The sequence below is a fragment of the Streptomyces sp. NPDC003032 genome (genome assembly GCF_053591415.1).
Genome location: NZ_JBSFTT010000007.1, coordinates 239,321 through 265,274, shown reverse-complemented (window position 1 = coordinate 265,274; position 25,954 = coordinate 239,321). Strand labels below are relative to the sequence as shown.

The 25,954-nt window shown below is 70.6% G+C and carries 24 protein-coding genes and 1 tRNA gene; 15 read left to right on the top strand and 10 right to left on the bottom strand.

Going from position 1 to position 25,954, the window contains the following annotated elements; translation table 11 throughout:
* Position 1: 1 nt before the first annotated feature.
* From ACWDZ7_RS13010 to ACWDZ7_RS13000, 3 genes are all read left to right on the top strand, one after another.
* On the top strand, positions 2 to 1,612 hold the full coding sequence (locus ACWDZ7_RS13010) for an MFS transporter (RefSeq protein WP_451796727.1): 1,611 nt from the start codon (positions 2 to 4) through the stop codon (positions 1,610 to 1,612).
* A gap of 289 nt (positions 1,613 to 1,901) precedes the next feature.
* Positions 1,902 to 2,276: a peptidase inhibitor family I36 protein gene (locus ACWDZ7_RS13005; protein ID WP_451796726.1), complete on the top strand. Its 375-nt coding sequence runs from the start codon at positions 1,902 to 1,904 to the stop codon at positions 2,274 to 2,276.
* Between the two features lie 48 nt (positions 2,277 to 2,324).
* Positions 2,325 to 2,630, top strand: a complete 306-nt coding sequence (locus ACWDZ7_RS13000; RefSeq protein ID WP_451796794.1) for a small hydrophobic protein — start codon at positions 2,325 to 2,327, stop codon at positions 2,628 to 2,630.
* A gap of 38 nt (positions 2,631 to 2,668) precedes the next feature.
* On the opposite strand, the gene ACWDZ7_RS12995 is transcribed toward ACWDZ7_RS13000, so the two are convergent.
* Both ACWDZ7_RS12995 and aceE read right to left on the bottom strand, forming a co-directional pair.
* Positions 2,669 to 3,547 carry a potassium channel family protein gene (locus ACWDZ7_RS12995; protein WP_451796725.1) on the bottom strand — a complete coding sequence of 293 codons (879 nt, stop codon included), beginning with the start codon at positions 3,545 to 3,547 and terminating at the stop codon, positions 2,669 to 2,671.
* Positions 3,548 to 3,774: 227 nt separating this feature from the next.
* Positions 3,775 to 6,507: a pyruvate dehydrogenase (acetyl-transferring), homodimeric type gene (gene aceE / locus ACWDZ7_RS12990; RefSeq protein WP_451796724.1), complete on the bottom strand. Its 2,733-nt coding sequence runs from the start codon at positions 6,505 to 6,507 to the stop codon at positions 3,775 to 3,777.
* Between the two features lie 388 nt (positions 6,508 to 6,895).
* Between aceE and ACWDZ7_RS12985 the strand changes: the two genes are divergently transcribed.
* The 6 genes from ACWDZ7_RS12985 to ACWDZ7_RS12960 all read left to right on the top strand — a co-directional run bounded on the left by ACWDZ7_RS12985 (position 6,896) and on the right by ACWDZ7_RS12960 (position 11,554).
* Complete coding sequence (locus ACWDZ7_RS12985; protein WP_451512958.1) at positions 6,896 to 7,327, top strand: DUF3052 domain-containing protein; 432 nt, start codon at positions 6,896 to 6,898, stop codon at positions 7,325 to 7,327.
* Positions 7,328 to 7,570: 243 nt separating this feature from the next.
* Positions 7,571 to 8,038, top strand: a complete 468-nt coding sequence (locus tag ACWDZ7_RS12980; protein WP_451796723.1) for a peroxiredoxin — start codon at positions 7,571 to 7,573, stop codon at positions 8,036 to 8,038.
* A 116-nt stretch (positions 8,039 to 8,154) separates the two neighbouring features.
* Complete coding sequence (locus tag ACWDZ7_RS12975) at positions 8,155 to 8,730, top strand: TerD family protein (RefSeq protein WP_451512956.1); 576 nt, start codon at positions 8,155 to 8,157, stop codon at positions 8,728 to 8,730.
* Between the two features lie 140 nt (positions 8,731 to 8,870).
* Entirely contained in the window at positions 8,871 to 9,446 is a 576-nt protein-coding gene (locus ACWDZ7_RS12970; protein WP_223774402.1) for a TerD family protein, read from the top strand.
* A 64-nt stretch (positions 9,447 to 9,510) separates the two neighbouring features.
* Positions 9,511 to 10,656: a DUF475 domain-containing protein gene (locus ACWDZ7_RS12965; RefSeq protein WP_451512954.1), complete on the top strand. Its 1,146-nt coding sequence runs from the start codon at positions 9,511 to 9,513 to the stop codon at positions 10,654 to 10,656.
* 157 nt (positions 10,657 to 10,813) lie between these two features.
* Positions 10,814 to 11,554, top strand: a complete 741-nt coding sequence (locus ACWDZ7_RS12960) for a TerD family protein (RefSeq protein WP_451796793.1) — start codon at positions 10,814 to 10,816, stop codon at positions 11,552 to 11,554.
* A gap of 58 nt (positions 11,555 to 11,612) precedes the next feature.
* Here ACWDZ7_RS12960 and ACWDZ7_RS12955 read toward each other — a convergent pair whose 3' ends face one another.
* Entirely contained in the window at positions 11,613 to 12,569 is a 957-nt protein-coding gene (locus ACWDZ7_RS12955) for a TerD family protein (protein ID WP_451796722.1), read from the bottom strand.
* A gap of 247 nt (positions 12,570 to 12,816) precedes the next feature.
* On the opposite strand from ACWDZ7_RS12955, the gene ACWDZ7_RS12950 reads away from it, so the two are divergent.
* From ACWDZ7_RS12950 to ACWDZ7_RS12935, 4 genes are read left to right on the top strand one after another with little or no spacing between them, the layout of a single operon-like run.
* Complete coding sequence (locus tag ACWDZ7_RS12950; RefSeq protein WP_451796721.1) at positions 12,817 to 13,989, top strand: HpcH/HpaI aldolase/citrate lyase family protein; 1,173 nt, start codon at positions 12,817 to 12,819, stop codon at positions 13,987 to 13,989.
* Between the two features lie 23 nt (positions 13,990 to 14,012).
* Positions 14,013 to 16,574 carry a phosphoribosyltransferase gene (locus ACWDZ7_RS12945; RefSeq protein ID WP_451796720.1) on the top strand — a complete coding sequence of 854 codons (2,562 nt, stop codon included), beginning with the start codon at positions 14,013 to 14,015 and terminating at the stop codon, positions 16,572 to 16,574.
* On the top strand, positions 16,571 to 17,386 hold the full coding sequence (locus tag ACWDZ7_RS12940) for an HAD family hydrolase (protein ID WP_451796719.1): 816 nt from the start codon (positions 16,571 to 16,573) through the stop codon (positions 17,384 to 17,386). The genes ACWDZ7_RS12945 and ACWDZ7_RS12940 overlap by 4 nt, the downstream gene beginning before the upstream one ends.
* A gap of 9 nt (positions 17,387 to 17,395) precedes the next feature.
* A complete protein-coding gene (locus ACWDZ7_RS12935; RefSeq protein ID WP_451796718.1) occupies positions 17,396 to 17,611 on the top strand; it encodes an FmdB family zinc ribbon protein in 216 nt (71 codons plus the stop codon).
* Positions 17,612 to 17,748: 137 nt separating this feature from the next.
* Here the strand turns inward: ACWDZ7_RS12935 and ACWDZ7_RS12930 are convergent, their stop codons facing one another.
* Entirely contained in the window at positions 17,749 to 19,284 is a 1,536-nt protein-coding gene (locus tag ACWDZ7_RS12930) for a hypothetical protein (RefSeq protein WP_451796717.1), read from the bottom strand.
* 219 nt (positions 19,285 to 19,503) lie between these two features.
* Here ACWDZ7_RS12930 and ACWDZ7_RS12925 point away from each other — a divergent pair.
* Positions 19,504 to 19,575 (top strand) — tRNA-Val (locus ACWDZ7_RS12925).
* Positions 19,576 to 19,660: 85 nt separating this feature from the next.
* Here the strand turns inward: ACWDZ7_RS12925 and ACWDZ7_RS12920 are convergent.
* A complete protein-coding gene (locus ACWDZ7_RS12920) occupies positions 19,661 to 19,957 on the bottom strand; it encodes a hypothetical protein (protein ID WP_451796716.1) in 297 nt (98 codons plus the stop codon).
* A gap of 85 nt (positions 19,958 to 20,042) precedes the next feature.
* Positions 20,043 to 20,345: a hypothetical protein gene (locus ACWDZ7_RS12915; protein ID WP_451796792.1), complete on the bottom strand. Its 303-nt coding sequence runs from the start codon at positions 20,343 to 20,345 to the stop codon at positions 20,043 to 20,045.
* A 95-nt stretch (positions 20,346 to 20,440) separates the two neighbouring features.
* On the opposite strand from ACWDZ7_RS12915, the gene ACWDZ7_RS12910 reads away from it, so the two are divergent.
* Positions 20,441 to 20,662 (top strand): DUF2277 domain-containing protein, encoded by a 222-nt coding sequence (locus tag ACWDZ7_RS12910; protein ID WP_451796715.1) that lies wholly within the window; start codon positions 20,441 to 20,443, stop codon positions 20,660 to 20,662.
* Positions 20,663 to 20,669: 7 nt separating this feature from the next.
* On the opposite strand, the gene ACWDZ7_RS12905 is transcribed toward ACWDZ7_RS12910, so the two are convergent.
* The 4 genes from ACWDZ7_RS12905 to ACWDZ7_RS12890 form a co-directional block, all read right to left on the bottom strand.
* Positions 20,670 to 21,281, bottom strand: a complete 612-nt coding sequence (locus ACWDZ7_RS12905; RefSeq protein ID WP_451796714.1) for a DedA family protein — start codon at positions 21,279 to 21,281, stop codon at positions 20,670 to 20,672.
* 219 nt (positions 21,282 to 21,500) lie between these two features.
* Positions 21,501 to 21,953, bottom strand: coding sequence for a DoxX family protein (locus tag ACWDZ7_RS12900; RefSeq protein ID WP_451796713.1), 453 nt, complete (start codon positions 21,951 to 21,953; stop codon positions 21,501 to 21,503).
* 48 nt (positions 21,954 to 22,001) lie between these two features.
* Entirely contained in the window at positions 22,002 to 24,086 is a 2,085-nt protein-coding gene (locus ACWDZ7_RS12895) for an FAD/NAD(P)-binding protein (RefSeq protein WP_451796712.1), read from the bottom strand.
* Positions 24,087 to 24,188: 102 nt separating this feature from the next.
* Complete coding sequence (locus tag ACWDZ7_RS12890) at positions 24,189 to 25,901, bottom strand: alkaline phosphatase D family protein (protein WP_451796711.1); 1,713 nt, start codon at positions 25,899 to 25,901, stop codon at positions 24,189 to 24,191.
* Positions 25,902 to 25,954 lie beyond the last annotated feature (53 nt).

The following is a 25,954-nucleotide window of genomic DNA, read 5'->3' as shown; positions in this document are numbered from 1 at the left end:
CATGACTAGTCGGACCACCGTCGACAAGGCGGACAAGGCGCCGGAGCCCGTGCCCGCTCCGGCACGGGCCAAGGGGCTCCGCGGCCACCCCTGGCTGACGCTCTTCTCTGTCGCGATCGGCGTGATGATGGTCGCCCTGGACGGCACCATCGTGGCGATCGCCAACCCCGCCATCCAGAAGGATCTCGGCGCCACCTTCGCGGAGGTGCAGTGGATCACCAACGGCTACTTCCTGGCGCTCGCCGTCTCGCTGATCACCGCGGGCAAGCTGGGTGACCGCTTCGGCCATCGACAGACGTTCCTCATCGGCGTGGTCGGCTTCGCCGCCGCCTCGGGAGCCATCGGGCTGTCGGACACCATCCCGCTGGTAGTCGCCTTCCGTGTCCTCCAGGGACTGTTCGGCGCTCTGCTGATGCCTGCCGCGCTCGGCCTGCTCCGCGCCTCGTTCCCGGCCGCGAAGCTCAACATGGCCCTCGGCATCTGGGGCATGGTGATCGGCGCCTCCACGGCGGGCGGCCCGATCCTCGGTGGCCTGCTCGTCCAGCACGTCAGCTGGCAGTCCGTCTTCTTCATCAACGTGCCGGTCGGCGTCCTCGCCGTCGTGCTCGGCCTGGTCATCCTCAAGGACCACCGCGCCGAGAACGCCCCCAAGTCGTTCGACATACTCGGCATCGCCCTGCTGTCGGCGGCGACGTTCTGCCTGGTCTGGGCGATCATCAAGGCTCCGGAATGGGGCTGGGGCGACGGCATGACCTGGACATTCATCGGCGCGTCCGTGCTGAGCTTCGCGGTCTTCGCCGTGTGGGAGTCCAAGGTCAAGGAACCGCTCATCCCGCTGGCCCTGTTCCGTTCAGTGCCGCTGTCCGCCGGTGTGGTCCTCATGGTGCTCATGGCCATCGCCTTCATGGGCGGACTCTTCTTCGTCACGTTCTACCTGCAGAACGTGCACGGGCTGAGCCCCGTCGACAGCGGAATGCATCTACTGCCGCTCACCGGAATGATGATCATCGGCTCGCCGCTGGCCGGAGCCATGATCACCAAGACCGGCCCGCGCGTTCCGCTGGCCGGCGGCATGCTGCTCACCGCCGCCGCGATGTACGGCATGTCCACGCTGGACGCGGGCACCGGCAGCGGCCTGATGTCACTCTGGTTCGCGCTCCTCGGCCTCGGTCTCGCCCCGGTGATGGTCGGCGCGACCGAAGTCATCGTCGGCAACGCCCCGATGGAGCTCTCCGGTGTGGCCGGTGGCCTCCAACAGGCCGCGATGCAGATCGGCGGCAGTCTCGGCACGGCGGTCCTCGGCGCCGTCATGGCCTCGAAGGTCGACAGCGACCTGGCCGGCAACTGGGCCGACGCGAAGCTTCCGCCGCTCAGCCCCACCGAGCTCGACAAGGCCGCTGAGGCCGTTCAGGTCGGCATCGCGCCGGTCCCGCCGAAGGCGCCGTCGCCGGTCGCCGACCAGATCACCGCGGTCGCACACGACACGTTCATGTCGGGCATGGGCGTGGCCTGCCTGGTCGCGACCGGCGTCGCGGTCGTCGCTGTGTTCGTCGCGTTCCTGGCCAAGCGCGGTGCCAACGCCGAAGCCGGCGCGAGTGTGGGCCACATCTAGGACATCATGGGTCAAATCTAGGGCCTGGGGTGCGCCGCGCAGCGACATGGGTGCGCCATGCAGCGACTTGGGCGCGCCGCGCAGCTGCGGGAGCAGGCGCGTGACGAAGAAATTCGACGAAATTCGTTGAAAGTCAGGGAAAGCCCCTCAGGGACATCTTGGGGGGCTTTCCCCTATCCGGGTGACGCACATTCGTACCCCTTCCGATGGCACGGTCGGCCGGTCCACAGTTCAGGCAGCAGATCCGCACGACGCGGACAACTGAGCCATATGACACGGGGGTTGAGCCATGCGTACGACCATGCCCACGACCATCACCGCCGCCGCACTCGCCGCGGTGATCCTCTCTGCCACGCACGCCGCGGCCGCGGCCCCGCCGACGCTCGGCGGATGCGGCCCCGGCGAGCTGTGCCTCTGGGAGAAGGCACAGTTCAAAGGCGCCCGATACACATACGAACTGGCCGACATCGACATCGAGAGCTGTATCGCGCTGCCGGAGGGGGGCAGCGCGCAGGCCATCGCCAACCGCACCGGCCGGCCCGTCACCGTGTATCAATCCGCGGAGTGCGCCGAGACCGGCGAATTCAACACCTACCCGGGCAGCGGCACCTGGGCGCCCCAATCCCCTTACCGCGTCCGGGCCTTCAAGGTCTGGGAGAGCTGAATGGGGGTACTCGCGGATCCGAGCCCGAACCGGCTGACTCAAGGAGTGATGATGGCGGGCTTCGGACACACCACGCGCAAGCACCCCCGCTCACGCGGCCGTACGTGGTCGCGGAGCGGGCCGGACCGCGCGACGCTCGGGATAGTGGGAGCCATCTGTGCGATCGCCGGCTTCTTTGTGCTGGGGATCATTCTCGGCCCCATAGCGATCGTCTGCGGCTGGCTCGGCCTGGGCCGCAGCTGGACCGGTGCCCGCCCGGCACCGGCCCTGGTCGCCCTCGTCCTGGGCGTGATCGACACCGTCCTCGCGCTCATATGGATAACCGCGGCGACCACGATGAACGGCATGTTCTGAGCCCAGGGGCGACCCGGCGACCCGCGACCCGCCCCCGCTCAGGACTTCCCCGTCTCGCCGAGTGCCTCCGCCCCCTTGGCGGCGGCCTCGGCGGGCATGGGGCGAGGCACCGCGCCCGCCGACTCGGGATCAGTCAGGGGGCGAGGCGCCGCGCCCGTCAACGCCGAACCTGACCCCGAACCTGACCCCGAACCCGAACTCGACAGAGCTGTCACCTGCGCCCGCAGCGCCTTCACCTCGGCCGTCAACGCCTCGATCGCCGCTGTCTGGCGCCGCTCCTCCACATCGTCCTTCTCGAAGCGCGCGATGAACCACGTCGCGATGTTCGCTGTGACGACACCGAGCAGCGCGATGCCCGACAACATCAACCCGACCGCGAGCACCCTGCCAAGGCCCGTCGTCGGGGCGTGATCCCCGTACCCGACCGTCGTCATCGTGGTGAAGGACCACCACACCGCATCACCGAGCGACTTGATGTTCCCGTTCGGCGACTCCCGCTCCACGGAGAGCACCGCCAGCGAACCGAACATCAGCAGGCCGACCACCGAGCCCACGACATACGTCGTCAGCCTTATCTGCGACGCCATGCGGGCCCGCCGGCCGACGAGCATCAGCGTGGAGACGAGCCGCAGCAACCGCAGCGGCTGAAGCATCGGAAGGATCACGGCGCACAGGTCGAGCCAGTGAGTGCGGACGAACCGCCCGCGGTGATCGGTGAGGAGGAGACGCACGAGGTAGTCGAACGCGAACGAACCCCAGACGATCCACTCCACGACCGTGCAGGTCTTCGTCACGGCCCGGTCGGCGTCGAGCATGACGATCGGTACGGCGTAGGCGACGGCGAACGCCACCGCGAGCACGAGGAGCGGGCGTTGGGTGCGCCGCTCCCAACGGATCTGTGCCGGTTGTTCCTTCATGGAGGCATCGTAGGAACCCCGGGACGGACCACAGGAACCCCGGGACGGACCACAGGAACCCCGGGATGCACCGCAAGACCCCCGGGACGGACCACAGGAACCCCGAGGCGCACCGCAAGACCCCGGGACGCACGGAGGAAACGCCAGAGGGCGACGAGAGGGCGACGAGAGGGCGACGGGACCTCGGTCCGCCGCCCTCCGGGTGAGACGTGTGCTGGATGTCCGGGTTACGCGTCGCCCCCGGCCGCGCCGGGGTCGGCGGCCGTGACGTCGAGAAGCTGGTAGCGGTCGATCGCCTGCTTCAGGACGGAGCGGTCGACCTTCCCCTCGCGGGCCAGTTCGGTCAGCACGCCCACCACGATCGACTGGGCGTCGATGTGGAAGTAGCGGCGGGCCGCGCCACGCGTGTCGGCGAAGCCGAAGCCGTCCGCACCGAGCGACTGGTAGGTGCCGGGCACCCAGCGGGAGATCTGGTCGGGGACGCTCCGCATCCAGTCGGAGACGGCCACGAACGGGCCCTGGGCGCCGGACAGCTTCCGCGTCACGTACGGGACGCGCTGCTCCTCCTCGGGGTGCAGGAGGTTGTGGCGCTCCACGTCCACGGCCTCGCGGCGCAGCTCGTTCCAGGAGGTCGCCGACCAGACGTCCGCCTTGACGTTCCACTCCGAGGCGAGGATCTGCTGGGCCTCGACCGCCCACGGCACCGCGACGCCGGACGCGAGGATCTGGGCCGGGATGGCGCCCTGGTCACCGGTCTTGAAGCGGTAGATGCCCTTGAGGATGCCGTCGACGTCCACGTCCGCCGGCTCGGCCGGGTGCTGGATCGGCTCGTTGTAGACGGTGAGGTAGTAGAAGACGTCCTCACTGTCAGGGCCGTACATCCGGCGCAGGCCGTCCTTGACGATGTGCGCGATCTCGTAGCCGAAGGCGGGGTCGTAGGCGACGCAGCCAGGGTTGGTCGAGGCGAGCAGCTGCGAGTGGCCGTCGGCGTGCTGCAGGCCCTCGCCGGTCAGCGTCGTGCGGCCGGCGGTCGCGCCGAGGACGAAACCGCGCGCCAGCTGGTCGGCCATCTGCCAGAACTGGTCGCCGGTGCGCTGGAAACCGAACATCGAGTAGAAGACGTACACGGGGATGAGCGGTTCGCCGTGGGTGGCGTAGGCCGAGCCCGCGGCGATCAGGGAGGCGGTGCAGCCGGCCTCCGAGATGCCGTCGTGCAGCATCTGGCCCGTGGGCGACTCCTTGTAGGCGAGGAGCAGCTCGCGGTCCACGGCTTCGTACTGCTGGCCGAGCGGGTTGTAGATCTTCGCGCTCGGGAAGAACGCGTCCATGCCGAAGGTGCGGTACTCGTCGGGGGCGATCAGCACGAAGCGCTTGCCGATCTCCTTGTCCCGCATGAGGTCCTTCAGGATGCGGACGAACGCCATGGTGGTGGCGATCGACTGCTGGCCCGAGCCCTTCTTCGCGGCCGCGTACGTCTTGTCCTCGGGGAGCGGCAGCGGCTTCGAGCGCACGACGCGGGTAGGGACGTAGCCGCCCAGGCCCTTGCGGCGGTCGTGCATGTACTGGATCTCTTCGGAGTCGCGGCCCGGGTGGTAGTACGGCGGGGCGCCGCCCTCCAGCTGCTTGTCCGTGATCGGGATGTGCAGGCGGTCGCGGAAGCCCTTGAGGTCGTCGACCGTCAGCTTCTTCATCTGGTGTGTGGCGTTGCGGCCCTCGAAGTTCGGGCCGAGGGTCCAGCCCTTGACCGTCTGGGCGAGGATCACGGTCGGCTGGCCCTTGTGGGACTTGGCCGCCGCGTATGCCGCGTAGACCTTCTTGTGGTCGTGACCGCCGCGGCCCAGGTGCAGGATCTGCTCGTCGGTCATGTTCTCGACCATGGCGCGCAGTCGGTGGTCGTCGCCGAAGAAGTGGTCGCGGATGTAGGCGCCGGTCTCGGTGGCGTACGTCTGGAACTGGCCGTCGGGCGTGGTGTTCAGCTTGTTGACCAGGATGCCGTCCCGGTCCTGGGCGAGCAGCGGGTCCCAGCTGCGGTCCCAGACCAGCTTGATGACGTTCCAGCCGGCGCCGCGGAACTGCGACTCCAGCTCCTGGATGATCTTTCCGTTGCCGCGCACGGGGCCGTCGAGGCGCTGGAGGTTGCAGTTGACGACGAAGGTGAGGTTGTCCAGGCCCTCGCGGGCGGCGATGGAGAGCTGGCCGAGCGACTCGGGCTCGTCCATCTCGCCGTCGCCGAGATAGGCCCAGACGTGCGACTTGGAGGTGTCGGCGATGCCGCGCGCCTCCATGTAGCGGTTCATCCGGGCCTGGAAGATCGCGCCGAGCGGGCCGAGGCCCATGGAGACCGTCGGGAACTCCCAGAAGTCCGGCATCAGCCGGGGGTGCGGATAGGAGGAGAGGCCGTTGGGCGCCTTGGACTTCTCCTGGCGGAACGCGTCGAGCTGCTGCTCGGAGAGCCGGTCCAGGAGGAAGGCGCGGGCGTAGATACCGGGGGAGGCGTGGCCCTGGAAGAAGATCTGGTCGCCGCCGTCGCCCTCGTCCTTGCCGCGGAAGAAGTGGTTGAAGCCCACGTCGTAGAGCGAGGCGGAGGAGGCGAAGGTGGCGATGTGGCCGCCGACGCCGATGCCGGGGCGCTGGGCGCGCGAGACCATGACCGCGGCGTTCCAGCGGGTCGCGTTCAGGACCTTGCGTTCGATTTCCTCGTTGCCGGGGAAGAACGGCTCGTCCTTGGTGGCGATCGTGTTGACGTAGTCCGTGCTGCGCATCTCTGGAACGGCCACGCGCTTCTCACGTGCGCGCTCGATCAGCCGGAGCATCAGGTAGCGGGCCCGCTCGCGGCCGCGTGCGTCGACCGCGGCATCGAGGGAGTCAAGCCACTCCTGGGTCTCTTCGGGATCGAAGTCCGGGACCTGACTCGGCAGGCCGCCAATGATGATCGGGTTGCGATCGGATCCGGAAGCCACGCTGTTCCTTCGCTGTTGGGGCTTTCGCCTGGGTTCTGCCTGGCCGTGCACCGTTCCCCATCGTGTACCCGACGGACGTAAACGTCATCTCTACCGACGCGAACATCATCTCTACCGATGGGTAACTGAGGCGTTCCCCCGGCGTCCCTGGGGTAGGCTCGACCAAATCGCAACGATACGCCCATCCTGCCTAGCCGCTTCGCAGAGCCGTTCGGTCCCGTACGGATGAGGTGGCAGTTGCGGCGACACGGCGGGGAACGTCACCGTTTCGGCGGTCTCGGCGGCCGGGTACTTGCGCGATCCGTCCCGCCCGTGTGGACTACGGCCAACGCCCCGCGCACGCGCGTGGCTGAAGGCATTCCCGAAAAACATGATCAGGAGGCAATCCGTGAGCGCGACCGCGGACCACGCGGAGACGAACCTTGCCGTAAGGCTTGGTTTCCAGCCCGACCAGGTGGTCCAGGAGATCGGCTACGACGACGACGTCGACCAGGAGCTCCGTGAGGCCATTGAGGAGGCCACTGGCACTGAGCTCGTCGACGAAGAGTACGACGACGTGGCTGATGCCGTGGTGCTCTGGTTCCGTGAGGACGACGGGGACCTGACTGATGCGCTGGTGGATGCCATCGCGTACATGGAGGAGGGCGGCCAGATTCTGCTGCTCACTCCGAAGACCGGTCGTGACGGCTACGTCGAGCCGAGCGATATCGGCGAGGCGGCCACCACCGCGGGTCTTTCCCAGACCAAGAGCATGAACGCCGGCAAGGACTGGAGCGGTACCCGCCTGGTCACGCCCAAGGCGGCCGCCAAGAAGCGGTAGCCACGCGCGCGCCGAGCCGCGATCCCAGCAGAGACAGCCGTGAGGCCCTCACCGACGACCATCCGTCGGCGAGGGCCTCACGTGTGTGCCGGGAGCGTGTGCTGCGAGCGTGTGGGTGGGGAAGCCCCGCTGTGGGTGGGGAAGCCCCGCGCACGTGCCCCAGAAGGCGTAGATCGGCGCACGTAGGGTGGGTGTCACCCGAACGGCCCCACCCGAGGGGCCCCGTCGAAGGGATGCGTACTCATGGCGCTCGTTGGAATCGCGACCGGCACCAAGGCCCCGGAGTTCGAGCTCAAGGACAACCACGGCCGGTCCGTGAAGCTCTCCGACTTCAGCGGCGAGAAGAACGTGGTGCTGCTCTTCTACCCGTTCGCGTTCACCGGCGTGTGCACCGGCGAGCTGTGCGCGATCCGCGACGAGCTGCCGAAGTTCGTCAACGACGACACCCAGCTGCTCGCCGTCTCCAACGACTCCATCCACACCCTGCGCGTCTTCGCCGAGCAGGAGGGCCTGGAGTACCCGCTGATCTCCGACTTCTGGCCGCACGGCGAGGTCTCGCGCGCGTACGGCGTCTTCGACGAGGACAAGGGCTGCGCGGTGCGCGGCACCTTCATCATCGACAAGGAGGGCGTCGTGCGCTGGAGTGTCGTCAACGACCTGCCCGACGCGCGTGACCTGAACGAGTACGTCAAGGCGCTCGACACCCTGTGATTCTTGAGGTGCAGAGCCTGTGGTCGCCGGGAACCGGTCACTAGGATCCATTCGTTGATCCGATGGCAACGCAACGCTTGGGGCTCCCCGCCCCTGGACACCAATTGGGAGGACTCGTGGGAGTCAGCCTCAGCAAGGGCGGCAACGTATCGCTGAGCAAGGAGGCGCCTGGCCTGACCGCGGTTCTGGTCGGCCTGGGCTGGGATGTCCGCACCACCACCGGTACGGACTTCGACCTCGACGCCAGCGCGATCCTGACGAACGCGGAGGGCAAGGTCAGCAGTGACCAGAACTTCGTGTTCTTCAACAACCTGAAGAGCCCCGACGGCTCCGTCGAGCACACCGGTGACAACACCACCGGTGAGGGCGAGGGCGACGACGAGGTGATCAAGGTCGACCTGGCGGCGGTGCCCGCCGACATCGAGAAGATCGTGTTCCCGGTCTCCATCTACGACGCCGAGACGCGCCAGCAGTCCTTCGGCCAGGTCCGCAACGCGTTCATCCGCGTCGTGAACCAGGCGGGCGGCGCGGAGATCGCGCGGTACGACCTCTCCGAGGACGCCTCGACGGAGACCGCCATGGTCTTCGGCGAGCTGTACCGCCACGGCGCGGAGTGGAAGTTCCGCGCGGTCGGCCAGGGCTACGCGTCGGGCCTGCGCGGTATCGCGCAGGACTTCGGCGTCAACGTCTGAGCCGAGCAGCCCCTCCGCCTTGTCGTCCGGCGCCGCACACGCACCAGGTGCGGCGCCGGACGTGCTCACCACCGCTGCTCACCACCGCGTGTCCCCGCCACCGTGGGGGCGCTCCCGTCACCTCGGGGAGGACCACGAACATGGGCGTCACACTCGCCAAGGGAGGCAATGTCTCCCTCTCCAAGGCCGCACCGAACCTCACCCAGATCCTTGTCGGCCTCGGCTGGGACGCGCGCTCGACCACCGGCGCCCCCTTCGACCTCGACGCCAGCGCGCTGCTCTGCGACGCGGGCAGGGTCCTCGGCGACGAGTGGTTCGTCTTCTACAACAACTTGAAGAGCCCCGACGGCTCCGTCGAACACACCGGCGACAACCTCACCGGTGAGGGCGACGGCGACGACGAGTCGCTCCTGGTGGACCTCTCCAAGGTGCCGGCCAACTGCGACAAGATCATATTTCCGGTCTCGATTCATGACGCGGACAATCGAGGGCAGGCGTTCGGCCAGGTCAGCAACGCGTTCATCCGGGTGGTGAACCAGGCGGACGGACAGGAGCTCGCACGCTACGACCTGAGCGAGGACGCCTCGACGGAGACCGCCATGATCTTCGGTGAGGTGTACCGGTACGGAGGCGAGTGGAAGTTCCGTGCCGTCGGGCAGGGGTACGCGTCGGGCCTGCGAGGTATCGCTCTAGACTTCGGGGTCAACGTTTCGTAAAGCCGGGGACCGGCGCGGGGGAGACCGCTAAACGGGAGCCCGTACACACACGATTGGGTAACCAGTGATTCTGAAAACCTTCGGCTGGTCGTTCGCGGTGACCGCGCTCGGCCTTGTCGCGGCGGTGCTCTACGGGGGGTGGACCGGGTTCGGCGTCGTCGCGATCCTGTCCATCCTCGAGATCTCGCTGTCCTTCGACAACGCGGTGGTCAACGCCGGAATCCTGAAGAAGATGAGCGCCTTCTGGCAGAAGATCTTCCTCACCATCGGTGTCCTGATCGCGGTCTTCGGTATGCGGCTGGTCTTCCCCGTCGTCATCGTGGCCATCAGTGCCAAGACCGGCCCCATCGAGGCGGTGCGGCTCGCGCTCAACGACAAGGACCGGTACCAGCAGCTGGTCACCGACGCCCACCCGTCGATCGCCGCCTTCGGTGGCATGTTCCTGTTGATGATCTTCCTCGACTTCATTTTCGAGGACCGTGACATCAAGTGGCTGGGCTGGCTGGAGCGTCCGCTCGCCAAGCTCGGCAAGGTCGACATGCTGTCGGTCTGCATCGCGCTCGTCGTACTCATGATCACCGCGATGACCTTCGCCACCCAGGCTCACCAGCACGGCGGCGTCCATGTGGACAAGGCGCAGACGGTCCTCATCTCAGGGATCGCCGGCCTCATCACCTATCTCGTGGTGGGCGGCCTCTCCGGCTACTTCGAGAACAAGCTGGAGGAAGAGGAGGAGCGCGAGCACGAGGCCGAGGAAGAGGCCAGGAAGAGCGGCAAGAAGGTGCCTGCCGTCGTGATGGCGGGCAAGGCCGCGTTCTTCATGTTCCTCTACCTGGAGGTCCTGGACGCGTCCTTCTCCTTCGACGGCGTCATCGGCGCCTTCGCGGTCACCAACGACATCGTGCTGATGGCGCTCGGCCTCGGCATCGGCGCCATGTACGTCCGGTCGCTCACCGTCTACCTGGTCCGCCAGGGCACCCTCGACGACTACGTCTACCTGGAGCACGGCGCGCACTACGCGATCGGCGCCCTCGCCGTGATCCTCCTCATCACCATCCAGTACGAGATCCACGAGGTCATCACCGGTTCTGTCGGTGTCATCCTGATCGGCTGGTCCTTCGTGTCGTCCGTGCTGCGCAACAAGCGGCTCGCGGCGGCCGAGGGGCAGGGCAGCCCCGGTGAGAAGACCGAGGTCTCGTCCGGAGTCTGACGCTGACTGATTCCCTCGCCGAACTGTCCGATTCCGTACTCCGGAGTGTGACGGCGGCCAGGGTGAGGAACGCTCTGTGCGGGGCGGCCGTCGAGGAGATGTCCTCATGGCCGCCCCGTCGCTGTACGTACGTGGCACGAGGACACTTGGGGGCGGCATGTCCTTCTGGGACGGTCTGTGGCGAGGGCGTTCGATGGACTTCGAATCGGGCAGCGCCGCGACCAACTCCATCGAACTGACCAAACGGAACCCGACGGTCTCGCTCAGCAAACAGGGCGCGGCCACCGGCAATCTGCGCGTCAACCTCTCCTGGCAGATGCGTACGTCCGACATCATCGGCAAGCAGCGGCGCAGCGGCAGTCTGCTGCGGCATCCGCTCAAGATGTTCCAGCCCGACGTGGTGCAGGCGCACACCCAGGGCGTGGTCAACGTGGACCTCGACATCGGCTGCCTGTACGAGCTGATGGACGGCACCAAAGGCGTCGTACAACCACTGGGTAGCTTCTTCGGCAGCCTCAACGCGCCGCCGTACGTGAAGCTGAGCGGCGACGACCGGTTCGGCTCGCCCTCCGGCGAGACGATCTACGTCAACCTCGACCACCGCGAGTCCATCAAGCGGCTGCTGGTCTTCGCGTACATCTACGACCAGACGCCGGCCTTCGACCGCACGCACGCCAAGGTCACCCTCTACCCCAGCAACGGGCCGAGGATCGAGATCGACCTGGACGAGCGCCAGCCGCAGGCCCGCTCGTGCGCCGTGGTCTCCATCGAGAACGTCAAGGGCGAGCTGATGGTGCGCCGCGAGGTGAAGTTCGTCTACGGCTTCCAGGCCGAGCTCGACCGGCTCTACGGCTGGGGGCTCCAGTGGGGCCGGGGCTACAAGACCAAGGTGGGATGACCCCGTGCCGCCCGCCGCCCCCGCCGCGTCCGCCGAGTCCGTCGCGCCCGCCGTGCTCTCAGCGGGGCAGGAACTGCGGCCCCTGCGGAGGCAGCCGGAAGTTCGGGTCCGGCATCGGGGCCACCGGCTGCGGATAGCCGTACGAGGGCTGCGCGACCGGTGGCGGCCCGCCGATCGGCGCGGGCTGCGTGGGCGCCGCCGGAGGGTAGCCGTACGAGGGCTGCGGCGCCGGGTGCCGGGGCGGCTCGGGCGGATAGCCGTAGGCGGGCTGGGGGAACGGCTGCGGAGCGGGCTGGGGCAGCGGCTGGGCCACGGAGGGCTGGGGCTGCGCCAGGGAGGGCTGGGGCTGCGCCAGGGACGGCTGGGGCTGCGCCATGGACGGCTGCGGCTGGGCCGCGGGCTGCTGGGGCGGCAGCGGGAAGTCCGCCGAGGGCAGGGGCACGGCGGGCGCGGGCTCGGGCGCGCCGGAATCCGTGTCGTCCACGGAGATCCCGAAGTCGGAGGCGAGCCCCTCCAGGCCGTTGGTGTACCCCTCGCCGAGCGCCCGGAACTTCCATCCCTCGCCGCGGCGGTAGAGCTCCCCGCAGATCAGCGCCGTCTCCTCACCGGTCTGCGGAGTGATGTCGAAGTACGCGAGCGGCTCACCGTCGGCGACCGCCGCGTCGTACAGGAGGATTCGCAGCGACGGTACGCGCTCGAAAGCGACGCCCTCCGCCGACGCGGTCAGGAGTACGCGGCTCACCGCGCCCTCCATCCCGGCGAGATCTGTCTGGATCGTGTCGGTCAGACCCTCGGCGACCCGCTTCTTGCCGAGCCGCCAGACCTTGCCGCCGGGGTGGCGCGGCTGGTTGTAGAAGACGAAGTCCTCGTCCGAGCGCACCCGGCCGTCGCCCCTGAGGAGCAGCGCCGACGCGTCGACGTCGGGGACACCCTGTCCAGGGGTCCAGCGCAGCACGGCCCGGATCGCCGAGGCCTCCAGAGGGACGTTGGACCCCTTCAACATCGCGTGCGTCATGCGATCATCCTGCCTTCCCCCGCACGGGCGGGACAACGCGGGGGGCTCAAGGTCCCGACCGCGTCGGCAGGCGCCTGACCTGCGGGTGGTGCGAGCGTGCGACGGTTGTGTGGTGAGCGTGTGCGACATGGCCGGGTTACCTGAAGTTCATGCCCGGAGGGAACCCCCGGCACCCGTCTCTACGTACTATTACCGGCCACATCAGAACGGCCCATGTCGACGGAACAGGCGATAGCAGGGGAATCTCATGCGTCATTTCGGGCACATCGCCCCAGAGGTGCGACAGCGCCTCTTCCATCGGGAGCCGTGTGCCTTCACCGCGGACTCCCCGCCCCACCTGCTCGCGTCCGCCCTGGGGGCCACGCTCTACAGCCCGGCCACCCGACCCCGCCTCGCCGACGACATCCTGAAGCAGGCGGGCCGCGGCGTGACGTCCATGGTGGTCTGCCTGGAGGATTCCATCGACGACGCCGAGGTGGCCGACGCCGAGGAGAACCTGATCCGGCACTTCGCCGACCTGGCGGGACGGGACGTCGAACCCCCGCTGCTCTTCGTCCGGGTCCGCGCCGCCGAGCAGATACCCGACCTGACGCGCAGGCTCGGGCCGAGCCTTCGGTTGTTGTCCGGATTCGTACTGCCCAAGTTCACCGAGGAGCGGGGAGTTCCGTTCCTGGAGGCGATCACGGTCGCCGAGGCGGCCGACATGGCCGGCGGCCGGCGGCTCTTCGCCATGCCCGTCCTGGAGTCGCCCGAGCTGCTGCACTTGGAGAGCCGCGCCGAGACCCTCGCCGGGATCGCCCGCACCGTCGACAAGTACCGCGACCGGGTGCTCGCGCTGCGCCTGGGAGTCACCGACTTCTGCTCGGCGTACGGACTGCGCAGACCGCCGGACATGACCGCCTACGACGTGCACATCGTGGCCTCCGTCATCGCGGACGTGGTGAACGTGCTCGGCAGGGCCGACGGCACGGGATTCACCGTGACCGGGCCGGTGTGGGAGTACTTCCGCGTCCAGGAGCGCATGTTCAAGCCGCAGCTGCGCCGCAGCCCCTTCCTGGAGGGCCGGGCCGAGGAGCTGCGGCAGGCGCTCATCGAGCACGACATGGACGGCCTGCTCCGCGAGATCGAGCTCGACCGCGCCAACGGCCTGCTCGGCAAGACGTGCATCCATCCCTCGCACGTGCCGCCGGTGCACGCCCTCTCGGTCGTCAGCCACGAGGAGTTCAGCGACGCCGAGGACATCCTGCGCCCCGAGCGGGGCGGCGGAGGGGTGCTGCGCTCCTCGTACACGAACAAGATGAACGAAGTGAAGCCGCACCGCGCCTGGGCCGAGCGGACCCTGCGGCGCGCCGAGGTCTTCGGCGTCGCCAAGGCGGACGTCGGCTTCGTTGAACTGCTCACCGCTGGGTTGCCCGGCTGATGAACGTAAGGAACAGGACGTACGTGACACAAGAAGCGGTGTGGTCGGGGAGCTGGGTCGCCGAGCGGCTCGGGATCGGGCTCGACGGCGACGAGGCGCTGCCCGGCCTGCTGGGGCTCGCGCTGCGCCGCAACCCCAAGCGGGCACACCTCCTGGTGTCGAACGTGCTCGGCAAGCACGTGCCGCAGCGTCCCTCGGTCGTGTACGCGGCCGGGCACGGCCTCGGCGTCCGGGTGCGGGAGCTGCTCGGCGACGACGAGGCCCGGCGCGCCGTCGTCCTCGGCTACGCGGAGACCGCTACCGGCCTCGGCCACGCGGTCGCCGACGGCGTGGCACTCGCGCCCTACCTGCACTCCACGCGGCGCCCCGTCGACGGCGTCGAGCGCGCGGGCGGCTTCGAGGAGTCCCACTCGCACGCCAGCTCCCACCTGGTGCTGCCCGAGGACCCGGCGCTCCTCGCCGGGAACGGACCGCTGGTCCTCGTGGACGACGAGTTCTCCACCGGCAACACGGTCCTGAACACCATCCGCGCCCTGCACGAGCGCTTCCCGCGCGAGCGGTACGTGATCGTGGCCCTTGTCGACATGCGCTCACCGGACGACCAGGGCCGCCTTGCCGCCTTCGCCCGCGAGATCGGCGCCCGCGTCGACCTGATCGCGACGGCGTCCGGGACGGTGCGGCTGCCCGACGGCGTCCTGGAGAAGGGGCAGCGGCTGGTCGCCGAGTACGAGACGGCTGCCGCCGCCGTTCCGCGGCCCGGCGGGGAGCGTGGGCCGGTCACCCGCGTCGAGCTCGGCTGGCCCGCCGGGGTGCCCGACGGCGGGCGGCACGGATTCACGCCCGCGCACCGCTCGCGCCTGCGCGACGCGCTGCCCGGCATGGCCGAGCGCATCGCGCAGGCCCTGCCGGACGGCGCGCGTCGCGTACTCGTCCTCGGCTTCGAGGAGCTGATGTACGCGCCGCTGGTGCTCGGCGTGGAGCTGGAGCGGTGGATCGGGGCGGAAGTGTCGGGTGGGATTGAGGTGCGGTACTCCACCACGACGCGGTCGCCCGTGCTCGCCGTGGACGATCCCGGCTACGCGATACGCACCCGCCTCGTCTTCCCCGCGCACGACGCGCCCGCCGACGGGGCGGGGCCCCGGTTCGCGTACAACGTCGCGGGCGGCGGCTTCGACGCGGTCGTCGCGGTCGTGGACTCCGTGGCGGACACGCCTCGACTGCACGCCGAGGACGGGCTGTTGGCGCAGCTCTCGGCGCACGCCGGGCACGTCCTGCTGGCCGTCGTCCCCTCGTACGTCCCTTCGTACGTCCCTTCGTGCGTCCCCGAAAGGCCCTCCATGCTGCCCGAGCCGCTCCGTGGCCCCGCCTTCTCCTCGTACGCGCCCGAAGACGTCGGCTGGCTGCTCCAGGACCTCTCCGATGTGACGCTCGAAGCCCCCACGGAGGAGCGTGAGGAGGCGATACAGAGCGGTGGCGCGCACTACGCCGAGTCGCTGCCGGTCGAGTACCAGCCGAGCGAGCGCTACCAGGAGCTGTTCCGCGCCGCGCTCGACACCTCCGCCGCCCGCATCGCGCAGGCCGTCGGCACCGTCACCGAGACCGTGCTCGCCGAGCGGGCGCCGCGTCCGGTCGTCCTCGTGTCGCTGGCCCGCGCCGGTACGCCCGTCGGCGTCCTGATGCGGCGCTGGGCCGCGCACCGGCACGGCCTCGACCTGCCGCACTACGCCGTGTCGATCGTGCGCGGGCGCGGCATCGACGCCAACGCGCTGCGCTGGCTCGCCGCCCACCACGACCCCGCCGACGTGGTCTTCGTCGACGGCTGGACCGGCAAGGGCGCGATCACCCGCGAACTCGCAGACGCGGTGCGGGAGTTCGAGGAGGGCGGCGGTCCGGTGGGCTTCAGCCCGGAGATCGCGGTGCTGGCCGACCCCGGCTCGTGCGTACGCACCTATGGCACCCGCGAGGACTTCCTGATCCCCTCCGCCTGCCTCAACTCCACGGTGTCGGGCCTGATTTCGCGCACCGTGCTGCGCAAGGACCTCGTCGGCCCGGACGACTTCCACGGCGCGAAGTTCTACCGCGAGCTGGCGGACGCCGATGTCTCCGGCTACTTCGTCGACGCGGTCGCGGCCCGCTTCGACGAGGTCGCCGACGCGGTGGACGAGCGGGTCAAGGAGGCGCTCTCCGCCGACCGGGCGCCGACCTGGGAGGGCTGGGCCGCCGTCGAGCGGATCAGCGAGGAGTACGGCATACACGACGTGAACCTCGTCAAGCCGGGCGTCGGCGAGACGACCCGGGTGCTGCTGCGCCGCGTCCCCTGGAAGATCCTGGCCCGCGCGGGGGCGGGGGCGGACCTCGACCACGTACGGCTGCTCGCCGAGCAGCGGGGTGTCCCCGTCGAGGAGGTCGGCGAACTCCCGTACACCTGTGTCGGCTTGATCCACCCGAAGTACACGCGGGGCGCGACGGGCGCGGACGGCAAGGCGGTCGCCGCGGGTGGCGAGGCGGTCGCCGCGGGTGGCGAGACGGCCGCGGCGGGTGGCGAGACGGCCGCGGCGGGCGGCGAGGCGGTGGCTTCCCAGTGACCAAGCTCGTCGCCAGCGACCTCGATCGCACGCTCATCTACTCCGCCGCCGCCCTCGGCCTGACCATGCCCGACGCCGAGGCGCCGCGTCTGCTCTGCGTCGAGGTGTACGAGGGCAAGCCCCTGTCGTACGTCACCGAGACCGCCGCCGGGCTCCTCGACGAGCTGGGCCGCAGCGCGGTCTTCGTACCGACCACGACGCGGACGCGCGAGCAGTACGGGCGCATCCATCTCCCGGGCCCGACCCCGCGGTTCGCGATCTGCGCCAACGGCGGGCACCTCCTCGTCGACGGTGTCTCCGACCCCGACTGGCGGGCGCGGGTCGCGCGCCGCCTCGCCGACGAGTGCGCCTCGCTCGACGAGGTGCGCGCGCATCTCGTGCGCACCGCCGACCCGGCCTGGCTGCTCAAGGAGCGCGTCGCCGAGGACCTCTTCGCGTACCTGGTCGTCGAGCGTTCGCTGCTGCCCGACGGCTGGGTCAAGGAGCTGGGGGAGTGGGCGCAGAGCCGCGGCTGGACGGTGTCGTTGCAGGGCCGCAAGATCTACGCGGTGCCGAAGCCGCTCACCAAGAGCGCGGCGGTACGGGAGGTCGCGCGGCGGATCGGCGCGGAGGAGATCCTCACCGCGGGGGATTCCCTGCTCGACACGGACCTGCTGCTCGCCGGGGACCGCGCCTGGCGCCCCGGCCACGGCGAGCTGGCCGACACGGGCTTCGTGGCGCCGGGGCTCACGGTGCTCGCGCAGCGGGGGATCGCGGCGGGGGAGGAGATTCTGCGGGCCTTCCTCGGGGCGGGTCCCTCGGGGCCCGGCTAGCCTGTTCGTATGCCTCGATACGAATTCCGCTGCCGGTCCTGTGGTGACACGTTTGAACTGAGCCGGCCCATGGCCGAGTCCGCCGATCTCGCGGTGTGCCCTGTGGGGCATGAGGACACGGTGAAGCTGTTGTCGACGGTGGCTGTCGGGGGGTCGTCGTCCGCGGCGGCGGCGCCTCGTGGGGGCGGGGGCGGTGGTTGCTGTGGTGGGGGTTGTTGCGGCTGAGTTCGCCGTGAGGGGTGCGGTGGTCGGTCCGGGTTAGCCGCGGGTTGGTTGTGCTGGTCGCGCGGTTCCCCGCGCCCCTGTCGGGGGGCCTTCGCTGATCCGGGTAGGCGGAGGGACCTCAGTACCTCAGGAGTACCTCAGGCCCCGTGTCCCCGCTCCTCCCGGATCTGCGCCACCACGCGCGCCACTGTGGAGCGGACCGACTCGGTCTCGGTCAGGAAGTGCCAGTAGTCGGGGTGGCGGCCCTCCAGGGAAGCCACCGCGCGGTCCAGGCGGGCCACCGAGTCGTCCAGCGGGCGGGCGTGGCGCGGCTCGGGGGTCTGGCGGCCGGACATCGCGAGGCGCTGCGCGTCGCGGATCGCGAAGCGGGTGCGCTCGATCTCCTGCTGGGAGTCCTTCGCCACGGCGTTGAGCCGCTGGAGACGGTCGCCGGCGGCGGAGACCGCCTCGTCCGTGGAGTTCAGCAGGGCCCGGACCGTGGAGAGCAGTGCCGTGGCGTCCGGCCAGCGCTGCTCGTCGCGGGCCTGGCGGGCCTCCTTGAGCCTGGTCTCCGCCTGGCGCACGCTCTCCGCGGCCTGGTCCGGCACGCGCTGCAGGTCCTGCCAGCAGGCGAGGGTGAACCGCCGCCGCAGCTCGCTGAGGATCGGCTCGACCTGACCGCTGCGGGTGGTGAGGGCCTGCGCGCGGGTACGCAGCGACACGAGCCGCCGGTCGATCTCGGCGGCGCGCTCGGGCAGCCGCTCGGCCTCGGCGCGCACGGCCTCGGCGTCGCGCAGCACGCGGTCCGCGCGTTGCAGGGTCTCCGGTACGCCGTGCCGGCCCGCGCCCTGATTGAGCTTGGTCAGCTCGGGGCCGAGGGCGGCGAGGCGGGCGGCGAGGTCGTCGGCCTTCAGCCCGGCCGCTCGTACGGCATCGAGGGCGTTGCTCGCGGCCAGCAGCGTCTGGCGGGCCCGCTCCACCGCGGGGGCGAGCCGGGCGAGCTGCGTCTCCGCCTTGTCGAGCAGCGGGCCGAGCCCCTGCTGGAAGCGCTCCAGATCCGCCTTGGCCCTGGCCAGCTCGTCCTTGGCCGCCGCCAGCTCGGTCCTGGCACGGGCCGCGACCGACGCCTCCAGGTCGTCCCGGTCGAGGTCGTGGGCGTCCACCGCGCTGATGTACTGGTGACTGACCTCGTCGATGCGCCGCCCCATCGCCTCGAAGTCGGAGACGGCGCGCTGGGCGGCCGGTGAGGAGTCCACGGCGACGATCGTCTCGATGGAGATCCGCAGATCGCGCTGGGAGGTGTCCAGTTCGTAGAAGGCGGCGGCGGCGGCGTCCTTCGCGGCCTGCGCCTCGGCGCGCACGCTCTCGCCACGGCCGCCGAACCACCGGCGCGTGCCGCCGCCCGCGAACGCGGCGGGGGCGGTGGCGGCGAGCAGCGGCAGGGGAAGGAGGACGAGGGTGAGGACATCACGCAGGACAACGCCGACTGCGCCGCGACGACCACGGACACGGCCGCCGCGCCCGATACCGCTGAGACCGCGCCTGACGCCGCTGAGCCCGCGCGGCCCGCGCCGCGCGCTCCCGTGGGACCGCCGGGCGGAGGCGTGCGGCGCGCCCACTGCACCTGGCGCTGCCGTCGTGGTCTCGGCCCCCGCTCCGTCCGGTGTGTACGGCTGCCAAGGTGTCGCCGTCACTGTCCCTCTCCCGTGCTGTCATCCGCCCTGCCCGGTGTCACATTCTCCCACCGGTTAAGGACGAACACACGGCTCGGTTAGTTCGCGCTGCGCACGGTGACTTCCCCGTCTTCGCTGCGGGCGGACAGGTGGTGGGGGCTGCCCCGCAGCCTGCGACGAGGCGAGGCCGCCTCGGGTGCGAGGCACCGCCTGCGGCAAGGTAGGCTGTCCATTCGTCCCGGGCGCGTAGCTCAGGGGTAGAGCGCCTCCCTTACAAGGAGGATGTCGGCGGTTCGAAACCGTCCGCGCCCACCGGGTCCCACCAGCAGCGGAGCCCCTTACCGAGCACGGTAAGGGGCTCCGCTGCGATTGTTTCGGGAGGGATTCAGGGGGCGTCTCAGCGGCCCGACCCCGGATGCGTCCTGCGGTACCTCCGGTCCCAGCGCTCCTGGCGTTCCTTGCGGAGGCGGTAGTCGCGGTAGGTCTTGGGGTATCCGCCTCCGCCCCCGCCTCCGCCCCCGGAGCTGCCTCCGCCGCTCGTGCTGCCGCCCGAGCTGTTCTTCGTGGCCGAGCCGCCGCCCTCGTAGAACCTCACCAGGTAGAAGGCGAGGGCCGCCGCGGCCAGCCAGAGCAGGGGCTGGTCGAAACCGAGGCCGATGAGGGCCAGGATCGCTACGACGATCAGTACGTTCATTGCGTGCACCTCCGCGGCCCACAAGGGCCGGCAAGGGGCTGACAGGGGCTGATAGCGGCGAGTCAACGCCCGCCCACCCTGGCTGTCAATGGCTTGGCGAGGGCGGATCGTCCGGTGTCTCGTGGGCGCGCTTGAGGCCGGACCTCGCGGTGACCACGTCGGGGCCCGAGAGCTGTTCCCAGTAGCGGTGACAGGTCACGAAGACCGCCAACTCCCGTTCGCGCGCGCGGAGTTTCTCGACCTCGGCCTGTTCTTCCGGGGTCCAGCCGGGGGAGGCGGGGCGTTCCGTGACGCGCCAGCCGCCGGTGTCGCTGAAGCCGTCGAGCGGCTCGACCGAACACGGGAGGCGTTTGAGCAGGGCCAGGAGCTCGGAGCGGACCTGGTGCAGTTCCTACTCCTGTTCGAATTACGTGTGCGAGCGACGGGGCGAATGACGGGGCGAATGACGGGGTGGGCGACATGAGGGGGTGGCAAGCTGAAGGCATGTGCCGAAGCATCAAGACGCTGCGTCCGCCCGCCATTCCCGATGACGCCACCGAGGAGGAGATCCGGGCAGCCGCGCTTCAGTACGTGCGCAAGGTGTCCGGGTTCCGCGCTCCGGCCGCGCACAACCGCGAGGTCTTCGACCGGGCCGTCGACGCCGTGGCCGAGGCCACCGCCGAGCTGCTCGGCGGGCTTGAGGTGCGCGGGGCCCGCACCTCGTGAGCGAGGGTCAGCCGGTCGCCCTGGGGTGCCGCACCAGGAACGCCGCCACCCCGCCCGCCGCGAACAGGGCGAGCACGGAGACGCCCGTCGCCAGCCAGGTCGCGCCGAGCCACTGGCCTCCGAAGTAGCCGAGCGCGACGCTGTAACCGGCCCAGGCCAGGCCCGCCAGCACCGACCACGGCAGGAACTCGCGCAGCCTGCGATGGGCCGCGCCCGCGCCGAGCGAGACGATCGAGCGGCCCGCCGGGGCGAAGCGCGCGATGACGACGAGGGCGCCGCCGCCCCGGGAGAGCGCCGCGCCCAGCCGTTCCTGGGCGGTGGTCAGCCGCCGGGAGCGGGCGATGGCGCGGTCGAGGCGTTCACCGCCGCGCCAGGCCAGGCGGAAGGCGGCCATGTCGCCGAGCACGGAGGCGGTGGCGGCGCTGAGGGTCAGCAGCAGGATGTCCGGGACGTTGTGCGGAACGCGGCCGGTCCCCGCCGCGGCCGCCGCGGTGGCCGACATGATGACGAGGACGCCGCTCGGCAGGACGGGGACGAAGACGTCGAACAGGACGGACAGGGCCACGACCGCGTAGATCCATGGGCTGCCGGTCAACGCCCCCACGCTCTCAAAAAGCACCGCGACTCCCCCTGATTCCCCGATCGGCAGCGCGTTGCCGCTGTGTCGCGGGGAACGGCAGGGGCGGCCTGATGACAGCTGTACAGCGTACGCCGCACGATGCGCCCTAGATCCACAGGGGCCTCATATGTCCGCCACGTCACGTGCGGGCGGCAAGCAGCGGCGCCCCCTTTCTCGTACGTATGAGAAAGGGGGCGCCGCCGAGCGTCGACGGAGCGGTCAGGCCGCGACCGGCGTGCGCTCCGAGGCCTTGTCGTCCTCGCTCCCGCCGCGCGAGGCGAAGAGCCGGTCCAGGCCGAGCGCGCCGGACCCGGTGAAGACGAAGAGCAGCATCGCCCAGCAGAAGATCGCCGACGCCTCGCCGTCGTTCTCCATGGGCCACAGCGCCTCCGGCTGATGCACCTTGAAGTAGGCGTAGGCCATCGAGCCGGACGATATGAACGCCGCGGCGCGGGTGCCGAGGCCGAGGAGGACGAGGCCGCCGCCGACGAGCTGGATCACGGCCGCGTACCAGCCGGGCCAGGTGCCGGCGTCGATGGTGCTGCCGTCGCCGCCCGCGCCGCCGAGGACGCCGAAGAGGGAGGCGGCGCCGTGGCAGGCGAAGCAGAGGCCGATCACTATGCGGAACAGGCCGATGGCGTAGGGCTGGGCGCTGTTGAGACGTCCAGTCATGGTGGGGGACTCCTTCGGTTGGGGACGGAACCGAGCGGAGGCCCAAGATTAGGGGAACCTAATTAGTGCTTGCAAGTTCAACATTTGGTCAGCCGTGGGTTCCGCTTCCGGTGTCGGCGGCGCGTTCCCGCTCCCGGTGGCCGTGCGCAGGGCGGCCCGCGCCACCGCGTCCGCGTCCGACAGCGTGACCGAGTCGACGCCGGGCCGGGCGCCGGCGGCCGTCACCCAGTGCACTCCCTCCGTGGGCACGCCGAACGCGAACCGCCGTGCGTGGGCCCGGCCTTGACGGTCAATCAGATGGTACGGGCGCGGTGTTACGTCCAGGCCTCCGGTTTCGTAACCGTCGACCACATGGGGGCGGCACCGGCCGGCTTCGAGGAGCCGGCCGAGCAGGTCGTCGGCGGTGCGGCGCAGGTCCGGCTCGGGCAGCCGGGCCTCGATGAGTGTGGTGACGCGCACATCGGAGCCCGGCACGTCCGGAGAGTGCGCGAGGAACGCCCCGCCGTCGGGCCGCACCGTCAGACGTGGGCCGAGCACGTCCAGGACGCCCGCCTCGATCAGCGCCGCCATCTCCTCGATGCGGCGGCGCGGTGGACCGATCGAGAGGAACGCGTTGAGAGGCGTGTACCAGCGGTCGAGGTGGGCGCGGCGCGAGGCACCGGAGAGGCCGCCGTGGTCGACGATCTCGCGTAGCTCGTTGCGCAGGTCGCGCAGCACGTCGAGCGCGGCCTTCAGGGGGCCCGTGACATTGCCGAGCGCGGCCTGCGCGGCGTCCTCGCGCAGATGGCCGAGGAGCCAGGCGCGGTGCTCGTGCGGGGAGGCGAAGGGGCGGGCGGGATGCGGCCGGGAGAGCCGGTCCCAGGACCAGCGGTCGGCCTCCGGCACCTGGAACTCGGTGAGCAGCACGGACTCTTGAGGGCTGTGGTGCGGCGTGGCGAGAAACCGTTCCCGGAAGCCGTCGAAGCCGTCGAAGCCGTCGGGGTCCTCGGAGCCCTCGGAGCCCTCGAAGTCCTCAGGGCTGCCGTGGCCGCCTCGCGCGGCGAGCAGCGCCGCGTAGTAGACCGTCTCCACCTCCTTCGCGACCAGGGGCCATATCTCGTCCAGGAAGTCGGGGGCGTCACCGCTGTCGGCGCGCTTGCGGAAGCGGGATATGACGTCGTCCGTGAGGACGGCGGGCTCGTGCCGTCCGTAGGCGCCCTTCGCGTTGTCCCCGCGCGCCTGGTACGGGACGCCGCGCCGCGACCCCGCGTACAGCCGCGGCTCATACCCCGAGGGCTCATAGCGCAGGGCGCCGTCCGAACTCCGTACGTACCGGCCGCCGCGGCCGGCGCTCAACAGCGCCATGTGGTCGAAGAAGTTGAGCCCGAGGCCGCGCAGCAGCACGGGCTCGCCGGGGGCGATCGCCGCCAGGTCCAGGCCCAGGTCGGCGGGGTTGGCGGGCGGGAGGTGGCGCAGGCCGTGCAGCTTGGCGTGCTCGGTCAGGCGTCGCTCGTCGCGGTCGGGGCGGGTCGGCAGATGTCCTTGCGCGAGGACGACGGCCGAAAGCCCGGACAGTTCGAGGCCGTTGTCCAGTACGAGGGTCTGGAGACCGTCCGCTGTCTCGTCGAGCCGCAGGGCGCGCGCCGCGTGGACCCGGACGCGGACGGAGTCCGGCGCGGCGCGCACCACCTCGGCGAAGACCCACTCCAGATAGCGGCCGTAGCAGGCGCGGGTCGGGTAGTCGTCGGGACCGAGCCCCGGCACGCGTCCGGCGGCCGCCCATTCGTACAGGCTCGGACCCGGCCGTATCGGGCCGGAGCAGTCGACGCTCCCGTCGGTGAAGAGGGTCACCTGCGAGGCGACGGTGTTCATCAGGAGCTCGCCCGGCTGCGCCGTCCGCCAGACGCGGCCGGCGCCCGGCGGCGCGGGATCGACGACATGCACCGTCAGCCGCGTCCCCGTGGCCAGGAGTTCGGCCGCCGACGCGCAGAGCCGTTCGAGGACACTGGTCCCGCGGGGGCCCGCGCCGACCAGGGCGAGGGAGATCGGATCAGGCTCGGGCGGGCGCGGCGCTGGCAGAGATGCGGACAAAAGCAAGACTCCCGGGGCATAGGGAACGCTCGGCGAACGCTGGAAGCGGACGGTCCGCCTCATCATGCCGTCGGAGCCCCGGATGCCGAACCCTGGGTGGAGGATCCGAATGTGGGTGTGGGGTGTGTCACGTACGGGGCGACCCGCCTATGACAGGCGACCCGCCTACGACAGGCGCCGCTCCTCCGCCGTCTCCAGGCGTACGCCCGCACCGCGTGCCGCCCGCGCCTGATCCAGGCGGAGACGGGCCGAGCGGCCGCGCAGCGTCAGGGTCATGAGCTGGTTGCCGAACCAGGGGCCGCCCGTGCGGCGCCAGCCGATGCCCGCCTGGGTCACGCCGCCGTGCCGTGCGAAACGGCGGCCCAGTGCGCGGCCCACGCGGCTCCAGCCGAAGCGGAAGCCGAGCTTGATCGACGCGGGGATGGAGTTGTGGACGGGGGAGCAGGTCAGCTGGAGGACGCGGGCGTCGGGACCGGCGCCCTCGGGCCAGGTCGGCTCGGCGACGTACGCGTGGTGGACGTCGCCGGAGAGCACGCACACCGTCGCGGGGGCGCGCGCGCCCGTACCCGCCTCCATGATCAGGTCGGTGAGCGCCTCGAAGGACGTCGGGAAGGCCGACCAGTGCTCCAGGTCCGAGCGCCTGCGGAGATTCTCGCCGAAGCGGGCCCAGCGGGCACCCCGCTCGCCTCGGCACAGCGCGGCGTTCCACCCCTCGGCGTCATGGACCAGGTGGGGCAGCAGCCAGGGGAGCGACGTGCCGATGAGCAGGTGGTCGAAGCTCCCCGCGCCGTCGACCGCCTGCTCGCGCAGCCACCGCGCCTCCTGGGGGTCGAGCATGGCGCGCTCGCCCTCCGTCAGGACGCGGGCCGCGCGGGTGTCGACCATCAACAGGCGTACGCGCCCGAAGTCCCGCCGATAGCTCCAACGCGCCGAGGTGGCGTCGGAGTCGGCCTTGGCGGCGAAGGCGCGCAGCGCGTCCGTGCCGTCGGGGGTGGCGCGCACGGAGGCGTGGACGGCGTCGGTCTCCAGCTCCTCCGGCCGCAGATTGCCGAGGTGCTGATGGACCCAGTACGACATCAGACCGCTCAGGACGCGCTCACGCCACCAGGGCGTGACCCGCATCTCGGCGAGCCAGGCGGCACTGGTGTTCCAATCATCAACGATGTCGTGGTCGTCGAAGATCATGCAGCTGGGCACGGTGGACAGCAGCCAGCGGACCTCCGGGTCGAGCCAGGACTCGTAATAGAGGTGGGTGTACTCCTCGTAATCCGCGACCTGCGCACCCGGAGGGTCGGCGAGGTCGCGGCGGGCGGCGAGCCAGCGCCGGGTCGCCTTGGAGGTCTGGTCCGCGTACACCTGGTCGCCCAGGAGCAGCAGGACGTCCGGACGCGCGGCGGCCGGGTCCTCGGCGATGCGGGCGGCGAGCGTGTCCAGGGCGTCGGGCCCCACGGGGTCGTCCTCGTCGGACGGCGGCGCGGCCCAGCGGCACGAGCCGAAGGTGACGCGCAACTCGTCGGCACCGTCCTCGGCGGGGGTGCGGATGGTGCTGGCGGGGAAGCGGGAGTCGGGCAGGGGCCAGACCACATCGCCCGCACCGCCGTCCCCGACGGCCCCGGCGCCCGTCCTTGGGCCCTCGCCGCCCCCGGCCTCCGCCGCGCCGCCGAGCCGCACCTCGTACGCCGTCTCCGTGCCCGGGGTCAGTCCCGTGACCGGGATCAGGGCGTAGTGGTGCCCCGCGACCTGGAAGGTGCGCGCCGAGCCGCGCGCGCCGTCCGCGCACCGCACCTCGGCCGTGCAGGGCCGGTCGGTCTCGACCCAGACGGTCGCCGTGGCGTCGTCGACGTACCTCAGCAGTGGACCAAGGCGCAGCCGTGCCACAGGTGATCACCCTCCTCCGTCGCCCCGTACGGTACGGAACGACGGAGGCGGGC